Annotated in this window: 21 protein-coding genes and 3 tRNA genes; 14 read left to right on the top strand and 10 right to left on the bottom strand. The window is 56.7% G+C overall.

Annotated features, from left to right (window positions below):
- Both H8B20_RS13045 and H8B20_RS13050 read right to left on the bottom strand, forming a co-directional pair.
- Positions 1–457, bottom strand: a 457-nt coding sequence (locus tag H8B20_RS13045) for a phage regulatory CII family protein (protein WP_210623351.1), incomplete at its 3' end; no start/stop codon positions are given.
- Positions 458–776: 319 nt separating this feature from the next.
- Complete coding sequence (locus tag H8B20_RS13050; protein WP_210623352.1) at positions 777–1001, bottom strand: helix-turn-helix transcriptional regulator; 225 nt, start codon at positions 999–1001, stop codon at positions 777–779.
- A gap of 100 nt (positions 1002–1101) precedes the next feature.
- Here H8B20_RS13050 and H8B20_RS13055 point away from each other — a divergent pair, with 100 nt between their 5' ends.
- From H8B20_RS13055 to H8B20_RS13090, 8 genes are all read left to right on the top strand, one after another.
- Entirely contained in the window at positions 1102–1851 is a 750-nt protein-coding gene (locus tag H8B20_RS13055) for an XRE family transcriptional regulator (protein WP_210623353.1), read from the top strand.
- A 77-nt stretch (positions 1852–1928) separates the two neighbouring features.
- Positions 1929–2108, top strand: a complete 180-nt coding sequence (locus H8B20_RS13060; protein ID WP_134827538.1) for a hypothetical protein — start codon at positions 1929–1931, stop codon at positions 2106–2108.
- Positions 2105–2695: a hypothetical protein gene (locus H8B20_RS13065; RefSeq protein ID WP_210623354.1), complete on the top strand. Its 591-nt coding sequence runs from the start codon at positions 2105–2107 to the stop codon at positions 2693–2695. The genes H8B20_RS13060 and H8B20_RS13065 overlap by 4 nt, the downstream gene beginning before the upstream one ends.
- Before the next feature lie 10 nt (positions 2696–2705).
- Complete coding sequence (locus H8B20_RS13070) at positions 2706–2987, top strand: phage antirepressor KilAC domain-containing protein (RefSeq protein ID WP_210623355.1); 282 nt, start codon at positions 2706–2708, stop codon at positions 2985–2987.
- 158 nt (positions 2988–3145) lie between these two features.
- On the top strand, positions 3146–3526 hold the full coding sequence (locus H8B20_RS13075) for a pyocin activator PrtN family protein (RefSeq protein WP_210623356.1): 381 nt from the start codon (positions 3146–3148) through the stop codon (positions 3524–3526).
- Positions 3523–3996: a hypothetical protein gene (locus tag H8B20_RS13080; protein ID WP_210623357.1), complete on the top strand. Its 474-nt coding sequence runs from the start codon at positions 3523–3525 to the stop codon at positions 3994–3996. The genes H8B20_RS13075 and H8B20_RS13080 overlap by 4 nt, the downstream gene beginning before the upstream one ends.
- On the top strand, positions 3993–4199 hold the full coding sequence (locus H8B20_RS13085; RefSeq protein ID WP_150592035.1) for a DUF4224 domain-containing protein: 207 nt from the start codon (positions 3993–3995) through the stop codon (positions 4197–4199). The genes H8B20_RS13080 and H8B20_RS13085 overlap by 4 nt, the downstream gene beginning before the upstream one ends.
- Complete coding sequence (locus H8B20_RS13090) at positions 4200–5231, top strand: site-specific integrase (RefSeq protein WP_210623358.1); 1032 nt, start codon at positions 4200–4202, stop codon at positions 5229–5231.
- Positions 5232–5324: 93 nt separating this feature from the next.
- On the opposite strand, the gene H8B20_RS13095 is transcribed toward H8B20_RS13090, so the two are convergent.
- From H8B20_RS13095 to H8B20_RS13125, 7 genes are all read right to left on the bottom strand, one after another.
- Positions 5325–5411: transfer RNA gene (locus tag H8B20_RS13095), tRNA-Leu, on the bottom strand.
- A gap of 195 nt (positions 5412–5606) precedes the next feature.
- Positions 5607–5680, bottom strand: a tRNA-Cys gene (locus tag H8B20_RS13100).
- A gap of 45 nt (positions 5681–5725) precedes the next feature.
- Positions 5726–5801: transfer RNA gene (locus tag H8B20_RS13105), tRNA-Gly, on the bottom strand.
- A 60-nt stretch (positions 5802–5861) separates the two neighbouring features.
- Positions 5862–6422 (bottom strand): CDP-diacylglycerol--glycerol-3-phosphate 3-phosphatidyltransferase, encoded by a 561-nt coding sequence (pgsA, locus tag H8B20_RS13110; protein ID WP_042559374.1) that lies wholly within the window; start codon positions 6420–6422, stop codon positions 5862–5864.
- A gap of 32 nt (positions 6423–6454) precedes the next feature.
- Complete coding sequence (uvrC, locus tag H8B20_RS13115) at positions 6455–8278, bottom strand: excinuclease ABC subunit UvrC (protein ID WP_210623922.1); 1824 nt, start codon at positions 8276–8278, stop codon at positions 6455–6457.
- Position 8279: 1 nt separating this feature from the next.
- Positions 8280–8921, bottom strand: a complete 642-nt coding sequence (gene gacA / locus H8B20_RS13120; protein WP_016984198.1) for a response regulator transcription factor GacA — start codon at positions 8919–8921, stop codon at positions 8280–8282.
- 127 nt (positions 8922–9048) lie between these two features.
- Entirely contained in the window at positions 9049–9492 is a 444-nt protein-coding gene (locus tag H8B20_RS13125) for a GNAT family N-acetyltransferase (protein ID WP_210623359.1), read from the bottom strand.
- Positions 9493–10131: 639 nt separating this feature from the next.
- Here H8B20_RS13125 and H8B20_RS13130 point away from each other — a divergent pair.
- Positions 10132–11208, top strand: coding sequence for a 3-deoxy-7-phosphoheptulonate synthase (locus tag H8B20_RS13130; protein WP_210623360.1), 1077 nt, complete (start codon positions 10132–10134; stop codon positions 11206–11208).
- Positions 11209–11264: 56 nt separating this feature from the next.
- Here the strand turns inward: H8B20_RS13130 and H8B20_RS13135 are convergent, their stop codons facing one another.
- Positions 11265–12344, bottom strand: a complete 1080-nt coding sequence (locus tag H8B20_RS13135) for a hypothetical protein (RefSeq protein ID WP_210623361.1) — start codon at positions 12342–12344, stop codon at positions 11265–11267.
- Positions 12345–12679: 335 nt separating this feature from the next.
- Here H8B20_RS13135 and H8B20_RS13140 point away from each other — a divergent pair, with 335 nt between their 5' ends.
- The 5 genes from H8B20_RS13140 (at position 12680) to H8B20_RS13160 (ending at position 18012) form a co-directional block, all read left to right on the top strand.
- On the top strand, positions 12680–13549 hold the full coding sequence (locus tag H8B20_RS13140; protein WP_210623923.1) for a lipase family alpha/beta hydrolase: 870 nt from the start codon (positions 12680–12682) through the stop codon (positions 13547–13549).
- A gap of 96 nt (positions 13550–13645) precedes the next feature.
- Complete coding sequence (locus H8B20_RS13145) at positions 13646–13927, top strand: peptidylprolyl isomerase (RefSeq protein ID WP_003445034.1); 282 nt, start codon at positions 13646–13648, stop codon at positions 13925–13927.
- A gap of 133 nt (positions 13928–14060) precedes the next feature.
- Entirely contained in the window at positions 14061–15929 is a 1869-nt protein-coding gene (locus H8B20_RS13150) for an extracellular solute-binding protein (RefSeq protein WP_210623362.1), read from the top strand.
- Positions 15929–16990, top strand: coding sequence for a microcin C ABC transporter permease YejB (locus H8B20_RS13155; RefSeq protein WP_042559380.1), 1062 nt, complete (start codon positions 15929–15931; stop codon positions 16988–16990). The genes H8B20_RS13150 and H8B20_RS13155 overlap by 1 nt, the downstream gene beginning before the upstream one ends.
- Entirely contained in the window at positions 16990–18012 is a 1023-nt protein-coding gene (locus H8B20_RS13160) for an ABC transporter permease (protein WP_210623363.1), read from the top strand. Before H8B20_RS13155 ends, H8B20_RS13160 begins: the two co-directional genes overlap by 1 nt.
- The last annotated feature ends 6 nt before the right edge of the window (positions 18013–18018 follow it).

Genomic DNA, 18018 nt, shown 5'->3' on the forward strand with positions numbered 1-18018 from the left:
GCAGCCCTTGAATACCCCGGAACACCTGCAGGCGAATCGCAGCGAGTTCCTGATCAGTCACCACGCCGTCGCCGATGCTCTTGGCCCAGGTCTCGGCCAGATCAGCGACCTGGCGGAAGTATTCGGCAATCCCCGTGGTCAGGGTCTCGGGCATGTCGTTGGTGTAGGTGTCGGCCAGCTCCTGCCAGATCGTGTCACCGACCAGCGCATGCACCGCATCGAGAATGCGGCGGTCCTTGGTCAGTTCGAGGATCTCGCCAAACTCCTGAATGTTGATGGAGTGGCTGGGATGGGTCGGCGACAACTTGTGCTGCAGCGTGGTCGGGTTACGACCGGTCGTTGCTGCGATGGCAGCAGCGCCGCCCGGGTATTCGCGAGCGGCGTGGTACAGCGCTAAATCGAGCGGCAGGATTTCCCGCTGCGCCCGTTCCAGAGAACTGAGAGCGATTCGGCTCATGGCATTAATCCTAAAAGTTGCCAGTGCCGCGCGACAGAAGTTGGTGATACATTTGCCGCGTGGTCTGGAGAGGCCCAAAGCCGGCGAGGTTCGTAAGACCAACACCGGCACCGTGCCGGGGCGAACAATCCGTTGTTCACCCCTGGCGCAACAGCTGCCAGCTCTGTGGTAAGAACGGCAGCAACACCAAGGCTTCCGAGCCTTGGAAACGCGATGAAAGTCGGCGGCATGTGGTGTGCTCGCCTGCTGACATCGCGACCCGATAGCATTGTGGTGATGCTGTCGGGAGAAACCGGGCGACCCTTGGGTCGCCTTTTTTCTATGCGGCTTGGGACTCTTCCATTTCCGGAGGAAATACGTCATCAAGACTGCACGGTGCTCCTAACTTATTGAGCGCTCTGACTATGGCTCTGCACTCCATAAGCCCTGCGATTCGACGTCCTGCTTCGTAATTGCTTATACGTGCCTGAGTCCATCCAAGAGCTACAACGAGTTCCTTTTGCTTGATCCCAGCTTTCTCTCGATGTTCAGCGATCAGATTCATGATGCCCTCCAATTAGCCGGAGCCATCTTAATCACGAATCGTAGATATTTCAACACGCAAAGTGATGATAAATAATTTCAGAGCGTGGTAAAAAAAGCACATGAACACACTCGGCGAACGTATTAAGCAATACCGCAAAGCCAAGGGCATGAGCCAACAAGCCCTCGCTTTCGCTTGCGGTTGGGAATCCCAGTCTCGGATAGGCAATTACGAGAAAGGGGCTCGTCAGCCCAATCTCCACGACTTGCAAAAGATAGCGACAGCACTGGGAGTCTCTTTTCCAGACTTGGTAGCAGGAAAAAATCGTTCCGACGTTGAGTCGTACTCAGACGCCATTCAAGGTCGGATTCGGTCTGAAGACCGTCTTGTGAGGGACTACGGAAGATCGAAAGACAAAGACCAACCTGTTAGCAGCCTTGTAGGCTGGGCTAAGGATGGAAAGGTGCCTGTGCTATCAAACGCGCAGCTGGGGAATGAGGGCTTCTTCGACACGGTAGAACCGCCACCAGGGCAAGGTGACGGCTACCTAAACATACATAGCGATGACCCAGATGCCTATGGCTTAAGAGTCATGGGCGATAGCCTGATGCCCCGCATAAAAAATGGCGAGTTCGTTCTAATAGAGCCGAACAAACGCTTCAATAGCGGTGACGAGGTCATAGTTCGAACGTCCTCCGGCAAAGCGATGATCAGAGAGTTTATTTATCTCCGAGACGGAATGTACCGGTTGGATAGCGTCAATACCGATCACGAAACTCTTCACATTGCAGAACAAGAGGTGGAGGAAATCCATCTCGTAGGCGGAATATTGAAGTCATCACGCTTTCTACACAGTGCCGCGCTGATTTAATCACATTATGTGTTGACACAAACAAGCACATTGCGTGATATTTGCCTCACTCTTTACCACAGAGCGAGGCAACACCAATGCGTACCACCGCAACCTTGCATGTCCATCCGGCATGCGTCAGCAATCGCAAACTGATCGAACAGCTGCAGCTCGCCACGGGCTGTCTGGTCGTCATTCATAACAGCAAACCCAAGCTTGTTGCCAAGTCCTGCCAGCCCTCTCCTATCGATCCAAACGGTGGAGGGCACGCGGCATGACCAAGTACAAAATCGACAACCGCACCCTGCAGTTGCTCAACGCCCAGGTCAACCTGACCGAGACCTTCAACCACGTCCTGCGCACAGCACCGAAGCGTGAATGCCTGGCATTCCGTCTCAAGGTTGAGCGCGGCACCGTGGAAAGCACTTTTGTCGTCGAACTGGGCAGCGAACGCCACACGCTAACCCTGTCAAACGACAAAAAGATGCACCTCAAACTGGCCGATTTCATTGAAGAGATTGCCAACGGTCCGTTCGACGCGAGCAACTCCAGCGACCTGGTGCATCTCCCGCATACCGATCGTCAATACGGCCATTTTGATATCCAGGACAAGCAGCGAGTATTCGAACTGGTGCACACCGGCGGCGTGCTGAGTCTCGACATGGGTTTTGAACTTCCCCTGCATGTGGCGCTGCATCGCACTCATACACGCCGCGGCGTCACCGCCATCTTGAGCATCGGAAACAAGAGTCCGCATACGCGCTGCTTCACCTTGTACGACACCGATGCCGAGATCTACGCAAGGCTCATCGAGTCCATCAACCACCTTGCTGCAGCGACCACTCCTGCTGCGCACGCGGCATGAAGAGGACGATATGGGCCGCACCCTCGCCCAAGCAGCCGCACAACTCGGCCTCACCCGCCCCAAACTGATCGCTCTCATGCGGAAAAAAGGTTTGCTCAAGGGAAACCTGCCGGCGGACCCGAAGCGCGACAAAGCGTACCTGCGGGTCAAGGACAGCCCCTGGTATGACGAAAAATGCGGAATGCAGTACAGCCAGTCGACCCGCGTCATGCAAGCCGGCATCCGCTGGCTGGCCGAGCAGTTGGACATCGATCTTCCTGCCATCCCGGCAGATCGCCGTGACGTGGCCTAGGGAGTACGCCCGCCAGATCGTTTCTATGCGCACACGCGAGGAGCGCAACGCCGCGCTCCTCGAAGTGCCCGAACATCTCCGCGAGCTGACTAAACGCCACTGCCTAAACGCCTGGAACCACCCGGCACGACAACAACGCAAGGAGGCTCGACAAGGCCATGAGTAACGCTGCACAGAATCCGCTTCGACTGCATCCGGCGCCCGAATCGGCCACCGTTGAACTGCTCTATCGAATCTTCGGTGACGTCCTGATCCCGCTAGAAAAAGTCCGCGAGCAGTACTTTCGCAATCTCAACGAGCAGTCGTTCGTGACAGAGATCAACAGCGGCCGGATCCAGCTTCCCATAACCACGCTGGACACCAGCCGCAAGGCGCTGAAGTACGCGCACATCCGCCATGTTGCCTCGCTGATCGACATCCGCGCCTACAAGGCTGATGAAGACATGCAACGCCAGCAGGACAGCCAACGCCAAACAGCCCCCACACCACTGACGGCTGTCACCACCAGCCAACGACAACCCGAGGAGCACACCACATGATGACCCCAATACAAATCGGTGCACTGATCATCCTGATAGTTCTGGCCGCTCTGCTGCTCTGGGGCGGTTACATCATAGGCCGCAGCGATGGCCTGGAGACCGGCCTGCGCGAGGGTGAAGACATCCAGCGCGCCGCAAGCGCCAAAACCATCCGCGAGCTTCTGGCCTCCCTGCAATTCATCCGGGCCGATCACACTCGCTTGGCACAAACCTGCAAACGACTTGAAGCAGGCCCCCTCTTCGGCCAGGCCGAGCACCAGACACTGGTCGCCATCGGCGAGTTGCTGCGGATCGCCGCCGAAACCTTCAGCGCCTTTCGTACCGGCAAGAAGCTCGAGCGTGATGCCCGATCTATACGCGAACAGGCAATTGCAATGGCTGCGCAGCTGCAACCAGGAATCGAGAGCAGCAAAGTCGCACAGCAAGCGCATTCGAAGCGCTCTGTATTTCCTAGCAAGGAGGCAGCATGAACATTCAATTTCTTAGCCATGAGCAGGTCTGCGAGTTGACTGGAGCCAAAACTAAAGCCGGTCAGATTACTGTACTGAAGCGTAATGGCATTCGTCACACCATCAAGCGCAATGGCTGGCCTTGCGTGATTGCTTCCGCGCTGACAGGAGCAATTACAACCGCACCAGAAACTCCAACGTGGCAGCCGCGCCTGGTGGGATAAATGGGACGAAGACCAACAAAGCCGGGGAGCATTCCTCGGCTGCGCGAGAGAAAACGCGGCAACACCACCTATTACCTTTATGACACTGGCGGAAAACCACGCAAGGAAATCCCGCTAGGTACGGATTACGGCCTAGCCATACTAGAGTACGCAAAGCTCGAAAAAAGCCGCGTCTCTCAAGCCCTGACACAAACCGTACTTACCTTTGCTTACGTAGCCGAGCTTTATATGAAGGAGGTGGTTCCCACAAAAGCCCACGCTACCCAAAAGGACAACGCACGCGAACTGAAAAACCTTCTCCTGTTCTTCAACGACCCGCCCGCTCCTCTAGAAGCTATCGAACCGAAACATATCAGCCAGTACCTTCGTCATCGCGGTAAGACAGCACCCATTCGTGCGAATCGGGAGAAAGCGCTACTAAGCTCCATCTGGAACTTTGCTCGCGAGAATGGTTATACATCCTTGGCAAATCCTTGCTCAGGCGTGAAAGGCAATAAAGAAACCGGTCGCGACATATATGTTGAAGACGACGTACTTGCCAGAGCCTACCAGCATGCCGATCAGCCCTTGAGAGACGCTTTAGACCTGTTCTATCTAACAGGTCAGAGGGTCGCAGACACATTGAAGATGGATGAGCGCGACATAAAAGAAGGGAAGCTCTCCGTCCAGCAAGGAAAGACTGGGGCTAAACGAAGGATCGAGATCATTGGTGAGCTCAAAGTCGTAATCGATCGAATCATGGCACGAAAGGCTGGACACAAAATCAGATCAACACGTCTGGTAGTAATCGACTCCGGGAAGCCGATGACGACCAGCATGCTCAGGAAACGGTTCGATGACGCCAGGGAAGCAGCCGGGATCCCAAAAGCAGAATTTCAGATGCGCGACCTTAGAGCGAAAGCGGCGACAGATAAGGAGGAGTCAACAGGCAGCATCCGGGAAGCTCGGGATCAGCTCGGACATACAACCGTCGGGATGACAGAACAGTACATCCGAATGCGAAAGGGAATGAAGGTTACCCCTACGAAGTGACTGACGGTCACGAATTGCGGAAAAGATTTTTTGATTGCGGAAAAAAGAACTAAGGGCTTGCATGAGATATGTCATGCAAGCCCTTGATATTCATGGTGCCCGAAGCCGGAATCGAACCGGCACGCCCTTACGAGCGGGGGATTTTAAGTCCCATGCGTCTACCAATTTCGCCATTCGGGCGGTAGCGCTGTGTTGCTGTTTCCAGCGGCATGCTCTCAATCCTGACAGCATGCAGGCTTCAGCAGCCGAGCGGGAAATATATACATCACTCCCCGGTGAAGCAAGTTTGCAATGAACGTTTTAAAGACTAAATCTTGCAACGCACTGAAAATAAAAAAGCTCCGTAAATCATGGATCTACGGAGCTTGTTTATAGTGGAGGCCGAGGTCGGAATCGAACCGGCGTAGGTGGATTTGCAATCCACTGCATAACCATTTTGCTACTCGGCCTCAAAGCATCTGCTGTCAGTAGCACAACAACAAACACGTACAAATTGGAGCGGGAAACGAGACTCGAACTCGCGACCCCGACCTTGGCAAGGTCGTGCTCTACCAACTGAGCTATTCCCGCTTGGTGATGCGCATTCTATAGAATTAAGAAGCTCCGTCAACCCCTTGATTCAAAAAAGTTTTATTTCTTTTCTACATCGGTCTTCAGATGTGGCCAGGCGGCGCGCAGGTATTGAACCATCGACCACAAAGTCAGGCCTGCCGACACCAGCAGCAAGGTGTAACCCAAGATAACCCAGAAATTGAAATCCTTCGGGTGAGCCAACAGAATCACCAGCGCGAGCATTTGCGCTGCGGTTTTCCATTTGCCGAGATTCGATACAGCCACGTGCGCACGCGCACCGAGTTCGGCCATCCATTCACGCAGCGCCGAAACAACGATCTCGCGACCGATAATCACCGCCGCTGGCAACGTGAGCCAGAGGTTGCCATGCTCTTGAACCAGCAGCACCAGCGCAACGGCGACCATGAGTTTGTCAGCGACCGGATCAAGAAACGCTCCGAACGGAGTGCTTTGCTCCAGGCGACGCGCCAGATAACCATCCAGCCAGTCCGTTGCTGCCGCAAAGGCAAACACCGAGGCGGAGGCCATGTAGCTCCACTGATATGGCAGATAGAACAGCAAAATGAAGATCGGGATGAGCAGGACGCGTAGAACGGTAATCAGATTAGGGATATTCATCGGCACAACTGGCTACGAGGTGAAGGGGCATTCTACTCGCTATGCAGGTTCGCATAAATCGACTCTGCGAGCTTTTTACTGATCCCCGGGGCTTTCGCTATCTCTTCGATGCTTGCACGAGTCAGCTCTTGCAATCCACCAAAATGTTTCAACAAGTCGCGACGTCGAGTCGGTCCTACTCCGGCAACGCCTTCCAGCGTTGACGTACGGCGAGTTTTGCCGCGACGTGCTCGGTGCCCTGTAATTGCAAAACGGTGCGCTTCATCGCGAATCTGCTGAATCAGGTGCAGTGCCGGCGAGTCACCGCGCAAGGTGAATTCATGCGCCGCATCGTTCAGATACAACGTTTCGAAACCCGCCTTGCGCGTTGCCCCCTTGGCGACACCGAGCAGGATCAAATCCGGCACGGCCAATTCATTGAGCACGTCGCGGGCCATCGATAGCTGCCCCTTGCCACCGTCGACCAGCAGAATGTCCGGCAACTTGCCCTCGCCGTCCTTGAGCTTGCTGAAACGTCGCGTCAGGGCCTGGTGCATGGCGGCGTAATCATCGCCAGCCGTCACACCTTCAATGTTGTAGCGCCGGTAATCCGATTTGATCGCGCCTTCCGGGCCAAAGACAACACAGGATGCGACCGTCGCCTCACCACTGGAGTGACTGATGTCGTAACACTCCAGACGTTGCGGTGGCTCATCCAGATTCAACACTTCAGCCAAAGCGTCAAACCGCGCCGCGGTGTGCTGACGATTGGCCAGACGCGCACCCAAAGCCTGCTCGGCGTTAGTCACAGCCAATTGCTGCCAACGCGCGCGCGTGCCTCGTACCCGATGACTGATGGCCAGTTCACGACCGCGCAATTCATGTATCGCCTCGATCACCGTCGGAAAGTCCTCGTGCATCACGTTGACGATCAGCTCGCTGGGCAGGTCGCGCTCCGGGCTGCTGATGAAGTAATGACCGAGAAACGCCGCCATGACTTCAGAAACGTCTTCATCAATCCCGACCTGGGGGAAGAAGTTTTTGCTGCCCAGCACGCGTCCGCCACGGACGCTGATCAAATGCACGCAGGCGCCGCCCGGGTTGACGAAGGCTGCGATGACATCGATATCGCCCGTGCCACCCTCCATGCTTTGTTGATCCTGCACACGGCGCAGCAGAGCGATCTGATCACGCAACTCGGCGGCGCGCTCGAATTCGAGGTTGATCGCCGCCTCTTCCATCGCGCTGGACAGCTCGTTGGTCAGCGCATGACTGCGCCCTTCGAGGAACATCACCGAATGACGGACATCGTCAGCATAAACATCAGGCTCGACCAGCCCGACGCAAGGCGCCTTGCAACGCTTGATCTGATATTGCAGGCACGGGCGAGTGCGGTTCTTGTAGTAACTGTCTTCACACTGGCGGACGAAGAACGTTTTCTGCAGCAGGCTCAGACTTTCACGGATGGCGCCAGCACTTGGATAGGGCCCGAAATATTTGCCCTTGGCTTTCTTTGCCCCACGATGAATGCTCAAACGCGGGAATTGGCCGTCGGACAAAAATACATATGGATAGGATTTGTCGTCGCGCAACAGAATGTTGTACGGCGGCCGCCATTCCTTGATCAGCGTCTGCTCTAGTAGCAGCGCCTCGGTTTCATTGGCGGTGATGGTCGTTTCGACCTGAGCAATGCGTCCAACCAGTGCAGCCGTCTTCGGCGCCAGGCCGGTTTTGCGAAAGTAGCTGGCCAGTCGCTTCTTGAGGTTCTTGGCCTTGCCGACATACAACAGGCGCGCATCGCTGTCGAACATCCGGTACACACCGGGGCGCCCGCTGACAGTCGACAGAAAGGCACTGGAATCGAATGTTTCAGTCATGTCAGAGGCTGGCATCAACCATTCCGTGACGAACCGCCAAAAGTGTCAGCTCGACGTCGCTGCTGATCGAAAGCTTCTCGAAAATACGGTAGCGATAGGTGTTCACGGTTTTCGGTGAGAGGCACAACTTGTCGGAAATGATCTGAACCTTCTGACAGCCGACAATCATCAATGCGATCTGGATTTCGCGCTCGGACAAGGCATCGAAAGGTGAGTCATTTGACGGCTGGAAGGACTTGATCGCCAATTGCTGGGCAATCTGCGGGCTGATATAGCGCTGCCCGGCGAAGACCAGGCGAATGGCCTGTACCATTTCCGGCAACCCGGCGCCCTTGGTGAGATATCCCGCAGCACCAGCCTGCAGCAACCGTGTAGGAAAAGGATCCTCTTCACACACCGTAACCGCGACCACCTTGATGTCCGGATGACTGCGCAGCAGTTTGCGCGTGGCCTCCAGTCCGCCGATGCCAGGCATCTTGACGTCCATCAGAACCACATCGGGTTTCAACTCTCGGGCCTTGATCAGGGATTCTTCCCCGGACTCGGCCTGGCCAACCACCTGCAAGCCATCAATATCGGCCAGCATCCGTGTAATGCCCGTACGAACGAGATCATGGTCATCGACCACCAGCACCCTAATCAAGCAGACACCTCGCGATATGGTCATATTGGGATGCCGGACACCTTAGCAAAAAGCGCCCGACAGACCTAGCGGCAAGCGTCATTTAAAAAGTTTCAAACGATCATTCAGGGCTTGCCGGCCGTGGGTTTCAGAGCACAGGTGTACTGATATCGAGCTCCATTCGCAGGAAACACTCGTCCTCGCCTTGTACGTGTAGTCCTTTTCTCTCATACAATTTTCTTGCCGGATTATTTCCGAACACCGTCAGGCGTAACGCCGGGCGCCTTTCATGCCGGGCCATGCCGATAATCTGGTCGATCGCCCAGGATCCTGCGCCCTGCCCCTGAAAGGCTTCAGCCATTTGCAGTTCACGAATATACAGCGCCCGCGCATCCCGACTCAGACTGAAAAAACCTGCCGGCACATCATCAAGCACTATCAACCAGTTTTCACGCCCCGACCATGCCACGTCGAATGCCTCGTCCTGCCACAACAGCTCATGATGAATGTAGTAATGCAGCATGTTCTGACAGGTGAGCGCGCGGGCAAAAACCAAGTCTTCAGGTATCGCCCGACACATACGAAATCTCATATTGCCTCCATCTCCGGGCTCACCCGCCCCTGCCATCTGCGGGTAAAAGCGGAGTGTGTCACAACGCATGCTGCACTCAAGCAATAGGTGTTTCACTGGCGGCTCGATAGCATTTTCTGATTGCTGAGGTGTATTGGCCTCTAGTAAGCTCGGCGCATTCATTGGAGACAGACCATGTTCAACGCCCTCTCACAGCTTCAAACCGCCAGCGCCCTGCGCTCGGTTGCGGCTGCCCGGGCGAATGACGTTTGCGCTCCGGTCAGCTTTTATTTTGGGTATTGGTTTAGCCACTGGCGCGCCTGATACCCACACGGCGCCCAAGTAAACGGGTCGCCTACCAGAGATTTCTCAACCCCCGGTCGGCTTCCCGACCGGGGGTTTTGTTTTTTCAGGCCACAAACTTTTCAGCCACACACCAGACACTTTGAGGATTCATCAAATGAACTACGCCACTTATTACCGTTGCGACAGCTTTAGCGCCTGGCGATTTACCAGCCTCCGCTCGGGACAGCCTGCCGCCTCCGATCGGTCACCTACAGGTGGCAAACCCGAACACGTAGCCAATACGGCCAATTGTCGAACACCCCAGTAGGGCTGAGCGAGCGGGAAGCACCCGCCGCCTGCCCAGGAAGACCGAATATGAACTCGTCCATTTCTGCACTGCCATTGTCCACCCATGCTTGCGCCAACGAAGCCCTGACCCTGCGTCTGCCGAGCTCGTTGCAACTCAAGCAGCAATTGCCATTGAGCCATGCCTTGAGCCGCCAGGTCGCCACCCACCGCCAAGCGGTTCGCGCGATCCTCAACGGCGAAGACCAGCGCCTGCTGGTAATTGTCGGACCTTGCTCAATCCACGACCCTCAGTCCGCCCTTGAATACGCAGGCAAGCTCGCTCGACTGGCTGAACAAGTCAGCGACGAAATGCTTCTGGTGATGCGCGCCTACGTCGAAAAACCGCGCACCACTGTCGGCTGGAAAGGTCTGGCCTATGACCCGCATCTGGATGGCAGTGACGACATGGCCGGTGGCCTGGCACTGTCCCGCGAGCTGATGCTGGAAATGATCCGACTGGGTTTGCCGGTGGCGACCGAACTGTTGCAACCGATGGCCGCCGGCTACTTCGACGATCTGCTGAGCTGGGTTGCCATCGGTGCACGCACCACTGAATCGCAAATCCATCGCGAAATGGCCAGCGGCTTGAGCATGCCGGTGGGCTTCAAGAACGGCACCGACGGTGGTGCGACCGTTGCCGTCGACGCCATGCGTTCGGCAGCCCATCCCCATCGGCATTTCGGCGTCGACAGTCAGGGACACCCGGCCATCATTCAGACACCCGGCAACGTTGACACCCATCTGGTGTTGCGCGGAGGCCATCAGGGGCCGAATCATGATCGCGAGAGCGTGGCACGGATTCACGCCGAACTGATCCGCCTGAAGATCCCGAGCCGGATTATGGTCGACTGCAGTCACGCCAACAGTGGCAAGGATCCATTGCGCCAACCAGGCGTGTTCAACGAAGTGCTTGAACAGCGCTTGCAGGGCGATCGCTCGTTGATTGGCATGATGCTGGAGTCGCATCTGTTCGAAGGCTGTCAGCCAATGAGCGCATCGCTGCAATACGGTGTCTCGATCACCGATGGCTGCCTGGGTTTCAGCGCAACCGAGCAACTGCTGCTCGATGCGGCTCAGCGCCTTGGCGCGCAGGCCAGAGGCTGATATCAAGACCCGCCCTCCGGTTTTTTTAAAAAACCGGAGGGCGGAGCGCGTCGCAACTACGCCTCGACCCGCACCAGCGTTACCGCAGACGCCTGACTGACATCGTCCAGGCGCTCGACGGTGTAGGCGACAGAAACAGTCGACCCAAGATGCTCACGCCAGAAGCGCTGTGGAACGATGAAAATCAGCGGTTTGCCTGCGGTTTCCCGGGTGATTTCACGGTCATCCCGATGATTGAAATATGCACCGTCGCACTTGAGGTAAACCAGCTCACCTTCTTGCGTTTGGGCATTGCCAATCACCACAGTGACGCCATCAATCGAATCCTCCATCAGTAGCACACCGTCCTCACCCTCCAGTACATCAGGCGCATCCAGCTCACCGAGCAGCAACGGCGTTATGAGTATTCGCGCGGGCGCGGATTCGCGCACCACTCCACCCGCCTGCTCGATTCGGTAGCGTACCGAGACCTCGCCACCAAGATGTGCCGCGATGTATTCGGGCGCGACCCAAAATGACAGGACATCGGAGACTGCGAAGGACTCGACCCTCAATCGATCACTGAACGACAGCGGGGATGCGTCGCCAGACCACATCAACAAAACCTGATCGCCTGCAGCCATGCGGGCGTATGGCTGAAGCGTGATGAGTACGCCTTCAGCGACACGCGCCGGATCCAGCGCCCCGCCACTTGCACCCTCGACATGCGGCGCAAGCAATTGCGCCCGCGTATCCCCCACAGACAATTGAAGGCGCGCAGACAATGCGGGCTCGGACAATGCTGCGTTGACGAGTGTCCAGCGGACCTCCAGCGAGCCGCCATCCAAAGCCGCGACGTGCATGCCCTTGATGACGAAAATGACGTCTTTGCCAACCTGGGCTTCGCTGACGAAGCGCACCACTTCATGCTGGTAGGCGTAGCCCTCGATATCCAGGCCGTCCCAGCTCAGCAGCAGTTGATCACCACTGGCCATGCCCGGATACGGGGCGATACGGACGACAACCTTGCTTTGCGAGGGGTCGAGCACGGTTCCCTCCAGCGCATCAAGTGTTACTGCTGGCAACAATTCAACTGTCTTGCTGGCGCTGGCTGGGTGGCGCATCCGGTAGCAGAACTCGATCTCATGCGTGTTCATTCGCAATTCCATTCCTTGGATAAAACGCTGTCTTCATTGACGGCGTCGACAGTCAACATTGAACGCGATTGCGGGCGCTCTCGCTATTAGCCCAATTCGCCGCATCCTTGGAGCAAAAGCTGCGGATCCGGTAGGCAACTTACGCAGAATCGGATTGCTTCACGCGGAAGACGGCGAGAACTTCCGATTCGGATTTCAACTATTTCCGAAACTTCCTACGACTCCTAGTCCAGATTCATCGGCCTATTGAAGGCTCTTCGTACTTCTTCAACGAGTTGTGTGTTTTAGAGTGGCCCACAGACCTCCCGATGAACCTCTGCGAAAAAGGTAAGAACATGCGACGGATTGCTTCAACTCGTTATCCCATCCTTCTGGTACACGGCCTGTTCGGATTTGAGCGTATAGGCCGTTTCGAGCTGTTTCATGACGTCAAGGAGGCGCTGAAAACTGCTGAAAACAGGGTGTTTGTTCCCCACCTCTCCGCCACCCACAATAACGAAATGAGGGGCGAGCAGTTGCTGGCGCAGATTGATCGTGTCCTGCGAGGCACAGGTGCCAGCAAAGTCAACCTTATCGGCCACAGCCAGGGCGCACTCGCTGCAAGATACGCGGCGGCGCTTGCTCCGCACGCCGTCGCTTCGGTGACGTCGGTCAGTGGTCCAAACCACGGTTCCGAACTGGCTGACTTCCTGCGCAAGGCCCTGGTTCCAGGGCAATTGCCGGAACTGGTCGCGCACAATATTGCAACGCTGTTTGGCGATTTCCTTTCATTGCTCAGCGGTAGCGTCAACCTGCCGCAGAACGCGCTGGCGGCGCTCAATGCACTGACTACCGAAGGAGTTGGCGCCTTCAACGACAAATATTCACAGGGGTTGCCCAGCACTTGGGGCGGCGACGGCCCCGGGAAAGTCAATGGCGTGCACTATTACTCCTGGAGCGGAGTGCTGCCTGCAAACGACCTGCCCAGCCTCGATCCAATCGAAGGCGTCCACCGGGCGCTGTCGCAATATTTCATAACAGAGGGACAACAGAATGACGGTTTCGTAGGACGCTTCAGCTCCCACCTGGGGCAAGTGATCCGGTCTGACTATCCGCTGGACCACCTGAGCACCTTGCGCCGTCCTGCCAATGGGTTACCCAGCCAACTGGACCCGATTGGTCTTTACGTAGAACATGCCGCGCGCCTGAAAGCAGCGAATCTTTGATCAGACAGTCGACAATCCCACGGAACTTTGCCGAGAATTCGGCCACTGATTCCGGTAGGCTCCACACTTTACTGAAATAGATTGGAGAATTTCCCAATGGCTAAAGCCACTGCCCGCCACATCCTTGTTGCCAGCGAAGACAAGTGCAACGAACTCAAGGCCCAGATCGAAGGCGGCGCTGATTTCGCCGAAGTCGCGAAGGCCAATTCCACCTGCCCATCCAGCCGTCAGGGCGGTGATCTGGGCTCGTTCGGTCCTGGCCAGATGGTCAAGGAATTCGATACCGTGGTCTTCAGCGCGCCGATCAACGTCGTGCAAGGCCCGGTGAAAACCCAGTTCGGTTATCACCTGCTGGAAGTCACAAGCCGTCAGGACTGATCCTTCGTCTGATTGCTATACAACGGCCCGCCTTTTGGTGGGCCGTTGTGTTTCAGTTACACATACGGCTGGCGACTGACGCGCCTCTCGCGTACAACTTGCGCTTATCGATTACCCGGTTCCAAGGCTGACAATGCGACTGGTTTTCCCAACATTGATGCTTACCGCCCTCGCCCTGCTGGCGGGCGCCGCTGGTGTGAACGCTGCACCGCAACATGCGTTGACCGTGTATGGCGAACCCGCCAAGTACCCCGCAGGCTTCAGTCACTTCGACTACGCCAACCCGCAGGCCCCAAAGGGCGGAACGATGCGCCGCTCGGCGCTCGAAATCGGTCACTTCGACCATATCCTTCCTTATATAGACAAAGGCATAGGCGTCAGCCAGATCGACGGCATGCTGTACTCACCGCTGGCTCAGCGTTCGATGGACGAGCCCTACACCGTCTACGGCCTGGTCGCGCAAAAAATGGAGCGCTCGGACGACGGCCTGTCGCTACGATTTTTCATCAACCCCAAGGCCCGATTCGCCGACGGTAAGCCGATCACCGCCGAAGACGTGCGTTACACCTACGATTTGTTGATGACCCAGGGAAGTTTGCGCTATCGCACACAATTCGCCGACGTCAAAGGCGTCGAGATCGAAGCACCGCTGATCGTGCGCTTCGATTTCAAAAGCAATGAAAACCGTACCTTGCCACTGGATATCGCGACCCTGCCGGTGTTTCCCGAGCATTGGTGGAAGCGTCGCGATTTTGCCGGCGGTGGTGGTTATGAACCGCCACTGGGCAGCGGTCCTTATCGGGTCGGCAAGGTTGACTCGGGACGGAGTATCACGTTCGAGCGCAATCCCGATTGGTGGGGCAAGGATCTGCCGGTCAGCCGCGGCTTGTACAACTTTGACCATTTCAGCATCGAGTATTTCGGCGACACCGACGTCGCACGCCAGGTGCTGCGCGGTGGCGCCTATGACTACAACCGCGAGTTTTCAGCCACTGGCTACTCGATTGGTTATGACAGCCCTGCCCTGAGCGACGGGCGTCTGCAAAAAGCCCATCTGGCCACCGAGGCGCCGCAATCGGCCCAGGGATTTGTGTTCAACCTGCAGAAACCGACGTTCCAGGATCGACGCGTGCGTCAGGCACTGGCCATGCTGTGGGATTTCGAGTGGAGCAACCGGCAGATGATGCGCAACCTGTACATCCGCCAGCAAAGTTATTTTTCCAATTCAGAACTGGCGGCGCGGGAGTTACCCGATGCACAAGAGCTGAAAATCCTTGAACCCTTGCGTGGACAGATTCCCGACGAGGTCTTCACAAAAGTCTTCGAGGCGCCGAAAACCGATGGCAGCGGCCTGATCCGCGACAAGCAATTGCAAGCCCTCGCTTTGCTTGAGCAGGCCGGCTGGAAACCTGACGGAGATCAACTGGTGAATGCCGAAGGCGAGCCGCTGAGTTTTACCTTTCTGGTCAGCCAGAACGGCATCGATCGCCTGTTACTGCCCTACAAGCGCACGCTGAAACAGATCGGCATAGACCTTAACATCCGCCGCATCGACGCCTCGCAGTACGTCAACCGTTTGATGAGCCGCGACTACGACATGATCGTCACTGGCTATCCGGTCACTACGTCGCCGGGTGGCGAACTGCTCAACTATTTCGGCTCGGCCGCCGCCAACGACCCTGGCGCCAACAATTACATGGTGTTGAAAAACCCGGCAGTGGACACGTTGATCAACGGCCTGGTCCGCGCCTCGACCAAACCCGACATGCTGCACTACGCCCATGCGCTGGACCGCGTGCTGCAATGGAATTACTACTGGATTCCCAATTACTACCCGCCGGGCAGTTCGACGGTCTGGTGGAACCGTTTCGGCATTCCGTCGGTTCAGGCGAGCAATGACGAAGCCATCGAGAGCTGGTGGGAAATCAGCCGCACGCCGCTGACCAATCAACAGATGACCGCCGAGAAAATCACGCGCGGCAGACCCGGAGGACCTCGCTGATGTGGGGTTACATACTGCGGCGTCTGCTGCTGATCATTCCGACACTGGTGATCATTCTGCTGGTCAATTTCGTCATCATTCAAGCCGCGCCGGGCGGCCCGGTCGAGCAGGCGATCGCGCACTTGCAGGGCATTGGCGGGACGAATGTCGGCGGTGGTTCGGGCGAGACCATGAGCGGTACATCACGCGCCAGCCGTGGTCTCGACCCGCAACTGATCAAGGACATCGAAAAACAGTACGGTTTCGACAAACCGGCCCATGAGCGCCTGTGGTTGATGCTGAAGAACTACGCGCAACTGGACTTCGGTAAAAGCTTCTTTCGTGGCGCGACGGTCACTGACCTGATCCTGGAAAAAATGCCGGTGACCATCTCGCTCGGGCTGTGGGCCACGCTGATTACTTATCTGGTGTCGATTCCACTGGGCATCCGCAAGGCCGTGCATCATGGCAGCCATTTCGATATCTGGAGCAGCACGGCAATCATTATTGGCTACGCGATGCCGGCGTTCCTGTTCGCGATGTTCCTGATCGTGGTGTTTGCCGGAGGCACCTCGCTGAACTGGTTTCCGGTACGAGGTCTGGTCTCGGACAACTTCGAATCGTTGTCGACCATTGGCAAGATCGCCGACTACTTCTGGCATCTGGTGTTGCCGGTCACCGCGCTGGTAATCGGTGGATTCGCGACATTGACGATTCTTACCAAGAACTCGTTCCTCAACGAAATCACCCGCCAATACGTGGTCACGGCGCGGGCCAAAGGCCTGAGCGAGCGGCGTGTGCTGTATGGCCACGTGTTCCGCAACGCGATGTTGCTGGTGGTATCGGGCATTCCTCAAGCCTTTATCAGTGTGTTCTTCGCCGGCTCCCTGCTGATCGAAGTGATCTTCTCCCTCGACGGCCTCGGCCGCATGAGCTACGAAGCGGCGGTTTCCCGAGACTATCCGGTCGTGTTCGGCTCGCTGTTCATCTTCACCCTGTTCGGTTTACTGATAAAACTGATTGGCGACCTGTGCTACACCCTCGTCGATCCGCGCATCGACTTCGCCGCGAGGAACGCCTGATGTTCAAGCTCTCGCCACTGGGGCGTCGCCGCTTCGAGCGCTTCAAGAAAAACCGCCGGGGCTGGTGGTCGTTGTGGTTGTTTATCGCACTGTTCGTCGTGACGTTAGGCGGTGAACTGATCGCCAATGACAAACCGTTGATGGTCAGCTATCAGGGCCAGTGGTACTTCCCGGTATTCAAACGGCACACCGAACAGGAGTTCGGCGGGCAGTTACCCTTCCAGGCCGATTACCGCAGCGAATACGTGCAGAACCTGATCCGCAAGGACGGTGGCTGGCTGCTGTTTCCGCCCATCCCGTTCAGTGACGACACACCCAATTACGACCTCAACAAACCAGCGCCCAGCCCACCCACGGCAGTCAACTGGCTCGGCACCGATGACCAGTCGCGGGATGTGTTGGCGCGGGTGATCTTCGGCGCCCGGGTTTCGATTCTGTTTGCGCTGATGCTGACATTTGTCAGCGCGCTGATCGGCATCGCGGCCGGCGCGCTGCAAGGCTATTACGGCGGCTGGGTCGATCTGCTCGGGCAACGTTTGCTGGAGGTGTGGTCCGGGTTGCCGGTTCTCTATCTGCTGATCATCCTCTCCGGTTTCGTCGAACCGAATTTCTGGTGGCTGCTGGGGATCATGGCGCTGTTTTCATGGCTGGCATTGGTGGATGTGGTGCGTGCCGAGTTCCTGCGCGGACGCAATCTGGAATACGTCAAAGCCGCGCGCGCCTTGGGTTTGACTGACCGCAAAGTGATTATCCGGCACATCCTGCCCAACGCCATGAATGCGACGTTGAGCTACTTGCCATTCATTCTGACCGGAGCGATTTCCACCCTCACCGCACTGGACTTCCTGGGTTTCGGCATGCCGGCCGGCAGTGCCTCGCTGGGCGAATTGATTGGCCAGGGCAAGCAGAACTTGCAGGCACCGTGGCTCGGACTGACGGCGTTTTTCACGCTGGCGCTGATCCTTTCCTTATTAGTGTTCATCGGCGAAGCGTTACGTGACGCGTTCGACCCTCGATCCTGAAGCGTG

Origin of the sequence: Pseudomonas sp. P42 (genome assembly GCF_017973755.1) — a bacterium.
Lineage (GTDB): Bacteria > Pseudomonadota > Gammaproteobacteria > Pseudomonadales > Pseudomonadaceae > Aquipseudomonas > Aquipseudomonas iridis.